Raw genomic sequence first — 14,361 nt, forward strand, 5'->3', positions numbered from 1 at the left:
GCGCCGGCCGGCCGGGGCGGTGCGGAAACGCGACGAGCGCCCGGTGGCTTGGCCGGGCGCTCGTCGTTGACGGCTGGGGTCGTGCGGGAGGGTCGTACGGGAGGCGGGGCGTTCTCAGCCCGCCTCGGGGTCGCCCTTCGCGTAGGAAAGCCGTTCGACCTGTCCGGGTTCGAACTGGTCCTGGACCTTCTTGCCGTTCACGAAGAGGTCGATGGATCCGGCGTTGCCGAGGACGAGGTCGACGCGCTCCTCGTCCTGGAACGTCTTCGACTGACCCTGGAGGAGCAGTCCGTCGAAGAGGATCTGCCCGCTGTGGTCCTTGGCGGAGATCCAGCTCTTGCCCTCGGTGGCGCTGAGCTTGACCGTCACCTTGTCCAGCGGAGCCGCCGCGATGGCGCTCTCCGACGGCACGGGCTTGGGGTCGGCGGGCTTGGTGGGGGTCGGTTTGGCAGTGGCCGTCTTGTCGGGCGTGGAGCCCTCGGCCACGTGTGCGGTGCTGGTTCCGTCGTCCTCACCGTGGAAGAGCGTGAAGCCGACGAATCCGACGACGGCGACGATGGCCGCGACCATGGCCGCGGTCCAGTTGGGACGCCGGGGTTCGGACCGGATGCGTTCCGCTTCGAAGAGCGGAGCCGCGGGCGTGGGCACAGGACGGCCGCCGTGTTCGGCGTCGTACTGCTGAACCAACGGTTCCGGATCGATGCCGACGGCGCGGGCGACGGTACGGATGTGACCGCGCGCGTAGACGTCTCCGCCGCAGCGCGAGAAGTCGTCGTTCTCGATCGCGTGCACGATGGGGATGCGCACCCGGGTGGAGCCGCTGACTTCGTCGACCGTCAGACCTGCGGCGATACGAGCCTGCTGAAGCACACGACCGATCGAAGGCCGGTCTTCTTCGGGGGAGTTGCCGATGGACACGGGGGCGCCTTTCGAGCGTGAGCCACCTGCTGGATGTTCAGTCTAGGGGGGGTACGAAAGGGTGGGGCAACCGGGCGCGACGACTTTGTACGCCATCGGACCCGTCGGACAACCCCTTGGGCCGTACCGTGGGAGCGGCCACGGCCGCACCCTCCACTTGAACTTGACGTACGGCCGGAGGAAACGGTTGCCCCCGCCCTGCCGGGAAGGGGATTCCGCGATGCTTCCGTGACCTCACACGCTGGCGGGCCTCAGGGAGCGGTTTCCCCGCGGATGAGAGCCAACACCCCGTCGAGCTCGTCGGGCTTGACCATCACGTCGCGGGCCTTCGACCCCTCGCTGGGGCCGACGATGTTCCGTGACTCCATCAGGTCCATGAGCCTTCCGGCCTTGGCGAAGCCGACCCTCAACTTGCGCTGGAGCATCGAGGTCGAGCCGAACTGCGTCGAGACGACGAGTTCCGCGGCCTGGCAGAGCAGGTCGAGGTCGTCGCCGATGTCCTCGTCGATCTCCTTCTTCTGCTTCGTCCCGACCACCACGTCGTCCCGGAAGACCGGGGTCATCTGGTCCTTGCAGTGCTGGACGACGGCGGCGACCTCCTCCTCGGTGACGAAGGCGCCCTGCATGCGGGTCGGCTTGTTCGCACCCATCGGCAGGAACAGTCCGTCACCCTTTCCGATGAGCTTCTCGGCGCCGGGCTGGTCCAGGATGACCCGGCTGTCCGCGAGCGAGGAGGTGGCGAACGCCAGCCGGGAGGGCACGTTCGCCTTGATCAGTCCGGTGACGACGTCGACGGAGGGCCGCTGCGTCGCCAGCACCAGGTGGATACCGGCGGCCCGGGCGAGCTGCGTGATGCGGACGATCGAGTCCTCCACGTCGCGCGGCGCGACCATCATCAGGTCCGCCAGCTCGTCGACGATCACCAGCAGGTACGGGTACGGCGACAGCTCCCGCTCGCTGCCCTCGGGCGCCTTCACCTTGCCGTCGCGCACCGCGTGGTTGAAGTCGTCGATGTGCCGGAAGCCGTACGCCGCGAGGTCGTCGTAGCGCAGGTCCATCTCCCGCACCACCCACTGGAGCGCCTCGGCGGCCTTCTTCGGGTTGGTGATGATCGGCGTGATCAGGTGCGGGATGCCCTCGTACGCGGTCAGCTCGACCCGCTTGGGGTCGACGAGGACCATGCGCACGTCGTCCGGGGTGGCCCGCACCATGATCGAGGTGATCAGGCAGTTGATGCAGGACGACTTGCCGGAGCCGGTCGCCCCCGCGACCAGCACGTGCGGCATCTGCGCGAGGTTGGCCATCTCGTAGCCGCCCTCGACGTTCTTGCCGAGCGCGACCAGCATCGGGTGGTCGTCCTCGGCCGCGTCCGCGAGCCGCAGGACGTCCCCGAGGTTGACCATCTCGCGGTCGGAATTGGGGATCTCGATGCCGACGGCCGACTTGCCGGGGATCGGCGAGATGATCCGGACGTCGGGGCTGGCGACGGCGTAGGCGATGTTCTTGGTGAGTGCGGTGATCCGCTCGACCTTCACCGCCGGGCCGAGCTCCACCTCGTACCGGGTGACCGTCGGCCCCCGGGTGAAGCCGGTGACGGCCGCGTCGACCTTGAACTCCGTGAAGACGTTGGTCAGCGAGGCGACGACCGCGTCGTTCGCCGCGCTCCGTGTCTTGCCGGGGCCGCCGCGCTCCAGCAGGTCGAGGGAGGGCAGCGAGTAGGTGATGTCGCCGGAGAGCTGGAGCTGCTCGGCGCGGGCGGGCAGCGGCCGGGTCTGCTCCGGCGCGGGCTTGGTCAGGTCCGGTACGCCGGCGGGCGGCGCACCGGCGGGCCTGCGGCCGGTGCGCTCCTTGCCCGCCTCCGCGGCGGACCGGGCCCCGCGCGCCCCGGGGACGGGGGTGCCGGTCCGCTCGCCGGTCGGGCCGCGGTCGCCCGGCTGGTCCCGGTCGCCGGTGTGCTCCCGGTCGCCGTAGACCCCCTGCGTGAGGTCCGCGACGACGGGTGAGGGCGAGATGCCGTTGAGCACCGCCCCGTCCAGCGCGGCGGCGGCAGCCGCCGCGACGTCGACGGCGTCCATCGGCCGGTTCGTACCGGGCTGCGGCGTCTGCCGCCGGGGCCTGCGGCGCCGGGCCAGCGCCTCGCTCTCGGCGTCCTCCGGGTCGTACACCCCGTCGGGGCGGCGCCCGGGGGCGCGGCGCGTCCGTCCGGGCAGCGCCTCGCGCCACTGGTCGTCGTACCGCTCGTCGTCGTCGGCGTACTCCTCGTAGCCGTCCTCGCGCGCGCCCGGCGCGTCCACGAGGCCGAGCTTCGTCCCGAGCAGCCTGAGCCGCTGCGGAATCGCGTTGACGGGCGTGGCCGTCACGACGAGGAGGCCGAACACCGTCAGCAGGAGCAGCAGCGGAACGGCGAGGACGTCGCCCATGGCGAAGACGAGCGGGGTGGAGGCGCCCCAGCCGATCAGGCCGCCGGCGTCCTGTATGGCCTGCGTGCCGTCGCCGCGCCCGGGGCTGCCGCAGGCGATGTGGACCTGGCCGAGGATGCCGATGACCAGGGCGGAGAGACCGATGACGATCCGTCCGTTGGCCTCGGGCCTCTGCGGATAGAGGATCAGCCGCACGGCGACCGCGCCGAGCAGTATCGGTACGAGCAGGTCGAGCCGTCCGAAAGCGCCGGTCACCAGCATCTCGACGAGGTCGCCGACAGGTCCGCGCAGATTCGACCAGGTACCCGCGGCGACGATCAGCGCGAGCCCCAGCAGCAGCAGCGCCAGGCCGTCCTTGCGGTGGGCCGGGTCGAGCCCCTTGGCACCACGCCCTATCGAACGGAACAGGGCGCCCACGGCGTGCGCCATGCCGAGCCAGACGGCACGCACCAGACGGACGACCCCGTTGGTGGGGGACGCGGCGGGCTTCGGCGCGGGCCGCTTGGCCACCGCCTTCTTGGCGGGCGCGTTCTTGGCGGGCGCCCGGCGCGGGGGCGCCGCTTTCCCGGCCGGCGCCTTCTTCGCGGGCGCGGCTTTTCTCGCCGGCCCCGGGGTACGGCCGGCACTCTTGGCGGTGCCCGCCGAGCTCTGGGAACCCTTGCCGGACGTACGTGAGGCCATAGGGCCGAGGTTACCGGTGTCGACGCGTCGGGACACGTGCCCGTCGGGTTCACCCGACCGTGTCGGCTTGCAGGGGCGGGAAACTGACGCGTCCTCACCCTCCGGGGAGGATTGGACGGCCCGTGCGCGGGGTAGCGACCGGCGGACCGGCGGCACTTTTTCCACACGCCGTCAGCTCCGTCGCCGTCCGCGACGGACCGCCCGTTTCCGTCCGTACGGCCCGGCCGTCACCGGTCCGCGCCGGTGCCGGCCGGTCAGTTCGGTGACGGCAGGATGCCGGTGGCGCCGTTCGTACCGGGCTCCAGGGCGTCGAGCGCCCGCCGCAGGCCCGTCAGCTTGCGTTCGAGATGCGCCGCCGTGGCGACGGCCGCCGCGTCGGCGGACTCGTCGTCCAGCTGTTTGGAGAGCGCTTCGGCCTGCTCCTCCACCGCGGCGAGCCGCGCGGAGAGTTCGGCCAGCAGTCCGGCAGGCTCCCGGTCCTCGCCCGGCCGCCCGCCGTCGAGCTGGGCCCGCAGAAGGGCCGCCTGCTCGCGCAGCTTGCAGTTCTTCATGTACAGCTCGACGAAGACCGACACCTTGGCGCGGAGCACCCAGGGGTCGAACGGCTTCGAGATGTAGTCGACGGCACCGGCCGCGTATCCCCGGAAGGTGTGGTGCGGGCCGTGGTTGATCGCGGTGAGGAAGATGATCGGGATGTCCCGCGTCCGCTCACGGCGCTTGATGTGCGCCGCCGTCTCGAAGCCGTCCATGCCCGGCATCTGGACGTCGAGCAGGATGACCGCGAAGTCGTCCGTGAGCAGCGCCTTGAGCGCTTCCTCCCCTGACGATGCCCGTACCAGCGTCTGATCCAGCGCAGAGAGGATGGCCTCCAGCGCCAGCAGATTCTCCGGCCGGTCATCGACCAGGAGGATCTTGGCCTTCTGCATCATGGCCCGCCCTCCTCATCCCGGCGTCGCACCGGGTGCCGCCCCAGGGGACGGCTCCGTGTCGCCGTCCGTCTTGTGCCGGTCATCGTAGCCGCACCCCGGCCGCCGCCACACCCTGTCACCGCGATGTCACTGTGCACACAACAAGAACGCGGCGGGAGTTCAGAAGGTTCCCGGCACAAGGCGCCTGGACACCTCTCCCGGGAAGCCGACGCCCCAGCCTCGGCCGGGGGCGGCACCGGCCGGAGGCCCGGCACCGCCCCGGCGGCCGTGTCATTCCCCGCGCATCCACCGCTCCATCACGCCGAGCAGGTAGTCGGGATCGACCGGCTTGGTGACGTAGTCGGAGGCACCGCAGTCGAGCGCCTTCTCCTTGTCGCCCTTCATGGCCTTCGCGGTCAGCGCGACGATCGGCAGAGCCGCGAACTGGGGCATCCGCCGGATCGCCGTCGTGGTCGCGTACCCGTCCATCTCGGGCATCATGATGTCCATCAGCACCACCGCCACGTCGTCGTGCTGCTCCAGCACTTCGATCCCCTCGCGGCCGTTCTCCGCGTAGAGCACCGAGAGCCCGTGCTGTTCCAGGGCGCTGGTGAGGGCGAAGACGTTGCGGATGTCGTCGTCGACGATCAGCACCTTCTCGCCGCGGAACCTGAACGACTTCCGGGCTTCCGGCGCCTGCGCGCCCTGGACCCAGTCCTCCTGTGCGGCGTTCTCCGCGTTCGAACCCGCCCCGGCTCCTGGCCGGTTGGGCGCCGGCAGCTCCGGACGGCGGCGCGCGTCGCCGAGCGCCTGGCGCCGACGCCGGAACACCCCCGCCGAGTTGGCCGGGTCGCCCAGCGGCGCGGAGTCGGCCGGAGGCGTGTACTCCCCCGTACCGGAGGGCGGTTCGTAGGTGCCGGAGCCTGCCTGCGGATACCCCTGGGCAGGGAGTTCACCGCGGCGCAGCGGAAGGTAGAGGGTGAAAGTGGAACCGCGGCCGGGTTCGCTCGCCGCGTGAATCTCGCCGCCCAGCAGCCGCGCGATCTCCCGGCTGATGGAGAGGCCGAGGCCGGTCCCGCCGTACTTGCGGCTGGTGGTGCCGTCCGCCTGCTTGAACGCCTCGAAGATCACCATCATCTTGCTGGAGGCGATCCCGATCCCGGTGTCGGTGACCGAGAAGGCGATCAGGTCGTCGGTGTCCCGCAGCGTGCCCTGCTCCAGCAGGTTCTCCCTGATGGCGTTCGGGACGTCCGGTCCGGCCGGACGGATCACCAGCTCCACCGCTCCGCTGTCGGTGAACTTCACCGCGTTGGAGAGCAGGTTGCGCAGCACCTGGAGCAGCCGCTGCTCGTCGGTGTGCAGGGTGGCGGGCAGTTCGGGCGAGACGCGTACGGAGAAGTCGAGCCCCTTCTCGGCGGTGAGCGGCCGGAAGGTCGCCTCCACGTAGTCGACCAGCTGGACCAGGGCGATACGGGTCGGGCTGACGTCCATCTTCCCCGCCTCGACCTTGGAGAGGTCCAGGATGTCGTTGATCAGCTGGAGCAGGTCGGAACCGGCCCCGTGGATCGTCTCGGCGAACTCCACCTGCTTGGGCGAGAGGTTGCCCTCGGCGTTGTCGGCGAGCAACTTGGCCAGGATCAGCAGCGAGTTGAGCGGCGTGCGCAGCTCGTGCGACATGTTCGCCAGGAACTCGGACTTGTAGCGCATCGAGACGGCGAGCTGTTCGGCGCGCTCCTCGAGGATCTGCCGGGCCTCCTCGATCTCGGTGTTCTTCACCTCGATGTCGCGGTTCTGACGGGCCAGCAGCTCTGCCTTGTCCTCCAGTTCGGCGTTGGAGGCCTGGAGGGCCTTCTGCCGGTTCTCCAGCTCCTCCGAGCGGTCCCGGAGCTGCTCGGTGAGTTCCTGCGACTGCTCCAGCAGCTTCTCGGTCCGGGTGTTGACGCTGATGGTGTTGACGCTCGTCGCGATCATCTCGGCGAGCTGGTTGAGGAAGTCCCGCTGGATCTGGGTGAACGGCTGGAAGGAGGCCAGTTCGATCACCCCGAGGACCTTGCCCTCGAAGAGCACCGGCAGCACGATCACATAAGCCGGGGGTGCCTCGCCGAGCCCGGAGGAGATCTTCAGGTATCCGGGCGGCGCGTGGTCCAGCTGGATGGTCTTCCGCTCCGCGGCGGACTCGCCGATGAGCGACTCGCCGGGCCGGAAGGAGGTCGGCATGGAGCCCGCCGAGTATCCGTAACTGCCGCGCATCCGGAGCTCGTACGCGCCCTCCGCGCTGCTGTCCGCGCCCACCTCGTCGTTGTCGCCCGCGCCCATCGCCAGGAAGAACGCGCCGTGCTGGGCCGAGACCACCGGGGTGAGCTCGCTCATGATCAGCGAGGCGACGTCGTCCAGGTCGCGGCGGCCCTGCATCAGGCCGGAGATCCGGGCGAGGTTGCCCTTGAGCCAGTCCTGCTCCTTGTTGGCGAGGGTGGTGTCGCGCAGGTTGGCGATCATCGTGTTGATGTTGTCCTGCAGGACCTGGATCTCACCGGCCGCGTCCACGTCGATCTTGAGGTTCAGATCGCCGCGCGTCACCGCGGTGGCGACGGCCGCGATGGCCCGCACCTGCCGGGTGAGGTTGCCGGCCATCTCGTTCACCGACTCGGTGAGGTCGCGCCAGGTGCCGTCGACGTCCCGCACCCGGGCCTGGCCGCCGAGCTGGCCTTCCGTACCCACCTCGCGGGCGACCCGGGTCACCTGGTCCGCGAAGGACGACAGCTGGTCGACCATCGTGTTGATGGTGTCCTTGAGCTGCAGGATCTCGCCCTGCGCGTCGATGTCGATCTTCTTGGTGAGGTCGCCCTTGGCGATGGCGGTGGTGACGGTCGCGATCTGCCGCACCTGTCCGGTGAGGTTGGAGGCCATCGAGTTCACGGACTCGGTGAGGTCCTTCCAGGTCCCCGAGACCCCCGGCACCCGCGCCTGCCCGCCGAGGATGCCCTCGGTGCCCACCTCGCGGGCCACCCGGGTCACCTCGTCCGCGAACGAGGAGAGCGTCGTCACCATCGTGTTGACGGTGTCGGCCAGTTCGGCGACCTCGCCCCGCGCCTCGACGGTGACCTTCTTCGTCAGGTCGCCGTTGGCGACCGCCGAGGAGACCCGGGAGATGTTCCGCACCTGGCTGGTCAGGTTGTTGGCCATCAGGTTGACGTTGTCGCTGAGGTCCTTCCAGATGCCCGTCGCGCCGCGCACCCGGGCCTGGCCGCCGAGGATGCCCTCGGTACCCACCTCCCGGGCCACCCGGGCGACCTCGTCGGCGAAGTTCATCAGCTGGTCGACCATGGTGTTCACGGTCGTGACGAGTTCGAGGATCTCGCCCTTGGCGTCGACGGTGATCTTCTTCGACAGGTCGCCCTTGGCGACCGCGGTCGTGACCTCGGCGATGTTCCGCACCTGGAGGGTGAGGTTGTTGGCCATGCCGTTCACCGACTGGGTGAGGTCCTTCCACGTACCGGAGACCCCCTGCACCTCGGCCTGGCCGCCGAGCATGCCCTCCGTACCGACCTCCCGGGCCACCCGGGTCACCTGCTCGGCGAAGTTCGAGAGCTGGTCGACCATCGTGTTGAGGGTGTTCTTCAGCTCCAGGATCTCGCCGCGCGCGTCCACGTCGATCTTCTGCGACAGGTCACCGCGCGCCACCGCCGTGGCGACCTGCGCGATGTTGCGGACCTGGGCGGTGAGGTTGCCGGCCATGCCGTTCACCGAGTCGGTCAGGTCGCGCCACACACCGGCCACGCCGGGCACCTGTGCCTGGCCGCCGAGCCGTCCGTCCGTACCGACCTCGCGGGCGACCCGGGTCACCTGCTCCGCGAAGGCGGAGAGCTGGTCGACCATCGTGTTGATGGTGTTCTTCAGCTCCAGGATCTCGCCGCGCGCGTCCACGTCGATCTTCTGCGACAGGTCACCGCGCGCCACCGCCGTCGTCACCTGGGCGATCTGGCGGACCTGGTCGGTGAGGTTCCCCGCCATGAAGTTGACGGAGTCGGTGAGTTCCTTCCACGTACCGGAGACGCCGTCGACGCGGGCCTGACCGCCGAGCATGCCCTCGGTACCCACCTCGCGCGCCATCCGGGTCACCTGGTCGGCGAACGAGGACAGCTGCGCCACCATCGTGTTGACGGTGTTCTTCAGCTCCAGCATCTCGCCCGCGACGTCGACGGTGACCTTCTGCGAGAGGTCGCCGTTGGCCACCGCCGTCGTCACCTGCGCGATGTCCCGCACCTGTCCGGTGAGGTTGCGGAACGCCGTGTTGACGGAGTCGGTGAGGTCCTTCCACGTACCGGCGGCGCCGGGCACCTCGGCCTGGCCGCCCAGCCGGCCCTCCACGCCGACCTCCCGCGCGACCCGGGTCACCTCGGAACCGAAGGACTGGAGCTGGTCCACCATCGTGTTGACGGTGTTCTTCAGCTCCAGCATCTCCCCGGCCACGTCGACGGTGACCTTCTGCGACATGTCACCGCTGGCCACCGCCGTCGTCACCTGCGCGATGTCGCGCACCTGGGTGGTCAGGTTGCGGAAAACGGTGTTGACCGAGTCGGTCAGGTCCTTCCACGTACCCGCGGCGCCGGGCACCTGCGCCTGGCCGCCGAGCAGACCCTCGCCGCCGACCTCGCTGGCGACCCGGGTCACCTCGTCCGCGAAGGTACGCAGCGTCTCGGTCATCTGGTTGATCGTCTCGGCGAGCTGCGCGACCTCGCCGCGCGCGCTCACGGTGACCTTCTGCGACAGGTCTCCGTTGGCCACCGCCGTGGTGACCTCGGCGATGCCGCGGACCTGGCTGGTGAGGTTGCCCGCCATGGTGTTGACGGAGTCGGTGAGGTCCTTCCACACACCGGCGACCCCCGGCACGGTGGCCTGCCCGCCGAGTTCGCCCTCGGTGCCGACCTCGCGGGCGACCCGGGTGACCTCGGAGGAGAACGAGGAGAGCTGGTCCACCATCGTGTTGACGGTGTTCTTCAGCTGGAGCATCTCCCCGGCCACGTGGACCGTGACCTTGCGCGACAGGTCGCCCTTGGCGACCGCCGTCGTCACCAGCGCGATGTCCCGCACCTGTGCGGTGAGCCGGTACGCCATCGTGTTGACGGAGTCCGTGAGGTCCTTCCAGGAACCGGACATGCCGCGCACCTGCGCCTGGCCGCCCAGCTTGCCCTCCGTTCCCACCTCGACCGCGACCCGCGTCACCTGTTCGGTGAAGGCCGACAGCTGGTCGACCAGGTTGTTGACCGTACGGGCGACCTTCAGGAACTCGCCGCGCAGCGGCCGTACCGTCTCGTCCGCGGTGTGGGAGCGCAGCTCCATCCGCTGGTCGAGGTCACCGTCGGCCACCGCCGACAGCACCCGGCCGACCTCGGAGACGGGCCGCGCGAGGTCGTCGACCAGTTCGTTGGACGCGTCGATCGCGGCGGCCCAGGAACCTTCGCAGGCCCCCGTCTCCAGCCGCTCGGTGAGCTTGCCCTCCCGGCCGACCACCCGCCGGACACGGGCGAGTTCACCCGTGAGGTGGAGATTGCGGTCGGCGACCTCGTTGAAGACGGCCGAGATCTCCGTCAACGGTCCGTCCCCTGAGACGGTGAGCCGCCTGCGGAAGTTGCCGTCGCGCATCGCGAGCAGGGCGGAGAGCAGTCTGCTGAGAGCCGCCGCGTCCACCTCGACGGTTCCTTGGCGCTGTTTTTTCACGGGCTGTCCGCCTCTTGTACGCGTGCTTGAACCCCGCGCCGCCACGTCAGACTCCACCGTGTCCCTCCCGCAGGGTTGACCGTTTCGCTCGGGTGATTCTGGGAGCTTTCCCAGTTCCGAGGTACCTCACCGCCACAGCACACCGTCGACGGGTGCCCATGGAAACGTCAAATCCTTGAAACGTACCAGGCCGGACCCCGACGGCGGGCACCGATGGGATTCGTCACCCCGCCGGCACCCGCTCCACCCCGCCGTCCCGCCGTCGGCGCTCCCCGCGGAACCGCCCTCGTGCGCCCGCGCACGCCCATGTGGCTCGTCCGGGGTGAAGTCCGGCCTCGTGTACCCGGCGGCCCCGGCGAGCGTCTAGCCTGGCTGAGGGCCGTCCGGTGGTTCGTCGCGCATCCGCCAGGGACCACGGGACAGCTGTGGGCGAATCGAAGCTGCGAGATACGGGCACTGGACTCGGGGAAGCGACGCGACACCATATGGGGAGTGCAGTGATCACCGCGCGGGCGGCCGCCACCTTCGAACCGGCCGGTCGCTCGGTAGCGACAGCCCGCGCTTTCGTCAGGGACACGCTCCAGGGATGGGGCTACACCGACATCATCGACGACGCCGTCGTCCTCACCAGTGAGCTGGTGACCAACGCGGTCGTGCACGCGGGTACCGCCGCCGACGTCCTCTGCCTGCGCGCGGAGGACGGCGTACGCGTCGAGGTCGCCGACCACTATCCGGAGCGCGAAGTCCCGCTCCAGAGCACGGCGGTCGATTTCGGCAGCCCCGACCGGGAGAGCGGCCGGGGGCTTCTGCTCTGCGCGGCCCTGGCCTCCCGCTGGGGCGTGGAGTACACGCCCACCCGCAAACACGTCTGGTTCCAGCTGGACCTGCCCGACCGGCCGGTGGGCATCCGCTCCGCCGGACCGCTGCTGCCCGTCGAGAGCCTGCCGGTCGCCGACCGGCGCATCCGGGTCGCCGTCGCGCAGATCGACATGGACGGCGCCGTGACCTCCTGGAACGAGGACGCCTCGTTCCTCTTCGGGTACGCCCCCGAGCAGGTCGTCGGCAAGCAGCTCACCGAGTTCGCCGCCTGGCCGCAGACCCCCGGCACCAGCACCGGCATCGCCGCCGCCCTCCAACTGTCGCGCTGGGAGGGCAGTTACGGCTTCCGGTGCGCGGACGGCCGGGTCGTCCCCGTCTACGCCTCGCACCTGCGGGTCCGGGACACCGGGGGCACTCCGTCCACGGTCTGCCTGATGGTCCGTGACGACGAGCGCGCCGTGCTGCAGAGCCCGGTACGGGCCCCGGTCAGTGACACCGGCGAGAGCCGTTCGGCCGACCCCTTCGAGGTGTTCATCGGCTCCCCCGCCCCCGACGACCTGGACGGTCTGCTCCAGCGCACCGTCGAGCGGGCGCGGGACATGCTCGACGCCGACGCCGCTTTTCTGCTGCTGGCCACGGACGACGAGACCGAACTCGAGGTCCGTGCCACCACCGGCCTGCCGTCCGCCCGCCAGCGCTTCGCCCGGGTCCCCGTCGAGGCGGGCGCGGGCCGCTACGGCTCCGCCCGGATGCCGGCCGTCCACGAGGACCTGATGGCCGTGGAGGGTGCCGTTCCGCTGCTGGGCGGCACGGGCATGCGCTCGGTGGTGACGGTCCCGCTGAAGGTGGAGGGCCGGCTCACCGGCTCGCTGGGCGTCGCGGCCGAGGCCGCGGGGCGGTACACCAACGAGGAGGCCCTGCGCCTCCAGTTCGCCGCGGACCGCATCGCGCTCGCCGTCGAGTCGGCCCGGCTGGGTGAGCTGGAACGGCTCCGCAGAGGCTCCCTCTCCTTCCTCGTCGAGGCGTCCGACCTGCTGGCGGGGACGCTCGACCGGGACCAGACGCTGGCCCTCATGGCCCAGATGACCGTCCCGACCCTCGCCACTTGGTGCGCCGTCTACACCATCGCCGACCCCGCCTCGGAACCGTTCCTCTCCTACGTCCTGCACGAGGACGAGGATCTGATCGACGGCCTCAAGGCGCTGCTGTCCCGCATCGATCCGCCCGAGCCGGTGCCCTCCCCGGGCGCCCGGGTGTGGGGCGCCCCGACCAAGGCCGCCCACGAGGCCGCGCTGCGCACGTCGATGCGGAGCCTGAGCAGCGACGCCCCGCTGAGCATGGCCAACTCCACCCGCACCACCCTCGCCACGGCCGCCGCGGTGGGCGGGGAGACGGTCGTACTCCCCCTCGTCGCCCGCAACCGCGTCATCGGCATGCTGACGCTGGGCAAGCCGTCCGACGACCACTTCCGCCAGGAGATCCTGGAGCTCGCCGAGGACCTGTCACGCCGGGCCGCCCTCGCGCTGGACAACGCCCGTCTCTACTCCGAGCGGACGGCCATCAGCCAGGCCCTCCAGCGGAGCCTGCTGCCCCCGAGCCAGCCGGTGGTGCCGAACGTCGAGATCGAGGTCATCTACCGCGCGGCGGGCGAGGGCAACGAAGTCGGCGGCGACTTCTACGACGTCTTCCCGATCCGCGACGGCGTCTACGGCTTCGCCATCGGCGACGTGTGCGGTACGGGCCCCGAGGCGGCGGCCGTCACGGGCCTCGCCCGGCACGCCCTGCGTCTGCTGGCCCGCGAGGGCTTCGGCGGACCCGCGGTGCTGGAGCGGCTCAACGCGGCCATCCTCGACGAGGGTTCCCGCAGCCGTTTCCTGACGCTCCTCTACGGCGAGCTGCGCCCCCAGGAGGACGGCAGCGCCCTCCTGAAGGTCGTGTGCGCCGGCCACCCCCTGCCGCTCCGCCTCCGGCAGGACGGCTCCGTGAAGGCGGCGGCCGAGCCGCAGCCGCTGCTCGGCGTCATCGAGGACCTGGAGCTGTACGAGGAGGAGATCACGCTCGCCCCGGGCGACGTCCTGCTCTGTGTCACGGACGGCATCACCGAGCGTCGTGAGGGGACCCGCATGCTCGGGGACGACGGGCTGGCGGAGGTTCTGGCCAACTGCACGGGGCTGACGGCCGGTGCGGTGGCCGCACGGGTCCTGCGGGCCGTGGAGCGGTTCGCCGCCGAGCCGGCCTCGGACGACATGGCCATTCTCGCCATGCGTGTACCGGAGCCGCAGACCGCCTGATCCGGAGGTTGCTTTCCGGGCCGCCGGCAGGCGGCCCGGAAAGGGCCGGCAAAACCGTCCGGAAAGCAAGAAGGCCCCCACCGAAAGGTGGGGGCCTTCTTGCTTTGCTGAGCCCCAATGCGGAATCGAACCGCAGACCTTCTCCTTACCATGGAGACGCTCTACCGACTGAGCTATTGGGGCTTGCTGCGCTCTGCTGTGCAACGAGATAAGCATACCCCAGTTCTGGGGTCTTCAGAACCACCTGCCACGCGGAACCCGAGGGGTCATGAGAACCCGTCACGGGAAGTCGCTCTCCTGCGTGTTCGGCCGGCCGCCGCGGGCCGGCCCGTACGGACAGGCCCCGCCGGGCGTGGGGTGGGGCTCTGCGGAGCCGGTGCGACGTGGGCCGGTCCGTCCGGGCCCGCACCGGCCGGCCGGCGCTTCGGTCCGGCCTTCCCGGCCAGGACCGCGTTCGCGCCCAGGACCTTCCCATGTTTCCCGCAGAACGCAGAAAACCCCCGTGCCACAAGGCACGGGGGTCTCCCGGAAAAATTGTTCGGCGGCGTCCTACTCTCCCACAGGGTCCCCCCTGCAGTACCATCGGCGCTGAAAGGCTTAGCTTCC

The 14,361-nt window shown here is 70.4% G+C and carries 5 protein-coding genes and 1 tRNA gene; 1 reads left to right on the forward strand and 5 read right to left on the reverse strand.

The features are described 5' to 3' along the window. Positions 1-114: 114 nt before the first annotated feature. From ACFWEE_RS12555 to ACFWEE_RS12570, 4 genes are all read right to left on the reverse strand, one after another. Entirely contained in the window at positions 115-918 is an 804-nt protein-coding gene (locus tag ACFWEE_RS12555; RefSeq protein WP_386888570.1) for a RodZ domain-containing protein, read from the reverse strand. A 251-nt stretch (positions 919-1,169) separates the two neighbouring features. Beyond that, complete coding sequence (locus ACFWEE_RS12560; RefSeq protein WP_386888571.1) at positions 1,170-4,019, reverse strand: DNA translocase FtsK; 2,850 nt, start codon at positions 4,017-4,019, stop codon at positions 1,170-1,172. A gap of 254 nt (positions 4,020-4,273) precedes the next feature. Further along, positions 4,274-4,948: a two-component system response regulator gene (locus tag ACFWEE_RS12565; RefSeq protein ID WP_386888572.1), complete on the reverse strand. Its 675-nt coding sequence runs from the start codon at positions 4,946-4,948 to the stop codon at positions 4,274-4,276. 270 nt (positions 4,949-5,218) lie between these two features. Beyond that, complete coding sequence (locus ACFWEE_RS12570; protein ID WP_386888573.1) at positions 5,219-10,645, reverse strand: HAMP domain-containing protein; 5,427 nt, start codon at positions 10,643-10,645, stop codon at positions 5,219-5,221. Between the two features lie 485 nt (positions 10,646-11,130). On the opposite strand from ACFWEE_RS12570, the gene ACFWEE_RS12575 reads away from it, so the two are divergent. Continuing rightward, on the forward strand, positions 11,131-13,755 hold the full coding sequence (locus ACFWEE_RS12575) for a SpoIIE family protein phosphatase (RefSeq protein ID WP_386888574.1): 2,625 nt from the start codon (positions 11,131-11,133) through the stop codon (positions 13,753-13,755). Between the two features lie 110 nt (positions 13,756-13,865). Here ACFWEE_RS12575 and ACFWEE_RS12580 read toward each other — a convergent pair. Beyond that, positions 13,866-13,938: transfer RNA gene (locus tag ACFWEE_RS12580), tRNA-Thr, on the reverse strand. Positions 13,939-14,361 lie beyond the last annotated feature (423 nt).

Source organism: Streptomyces sp. NPDC060184 (assembly GCF_042728795.1).
Taxonomy (GTDB): Bacteria; Actinomycetota; Actinomycetes; order Streptomycetales; family Streptomycetaceae; genus Streptomyces.

Excerpts from the sequence above, each read along its gene's own strand:
- ACFWEE_RS12575 (WP_386888574.1), top strand. The coding sequence starts at position 11,131 with ATGGGGAGTGCAGTGATCACCGCGCGGGCGGCCGCCACCTTCGAACCG.
- ACFWEE_RS12565 (WP_386888572.1), bottom strand. The coding sequence starts at position 4,948 with ATGATGCAGAAGGCCAAGATCCTCCTGGTCGATGACCGGCCGGAGAAT.
- ACFWEE_RS12560 (WP_386888571.1), bottom strand. The coding sequence starts at position 4,019 with ATGGCCTCACGTACGTCCGGCAAGGGTTCCCAGAGCTCGGCGGGCACC.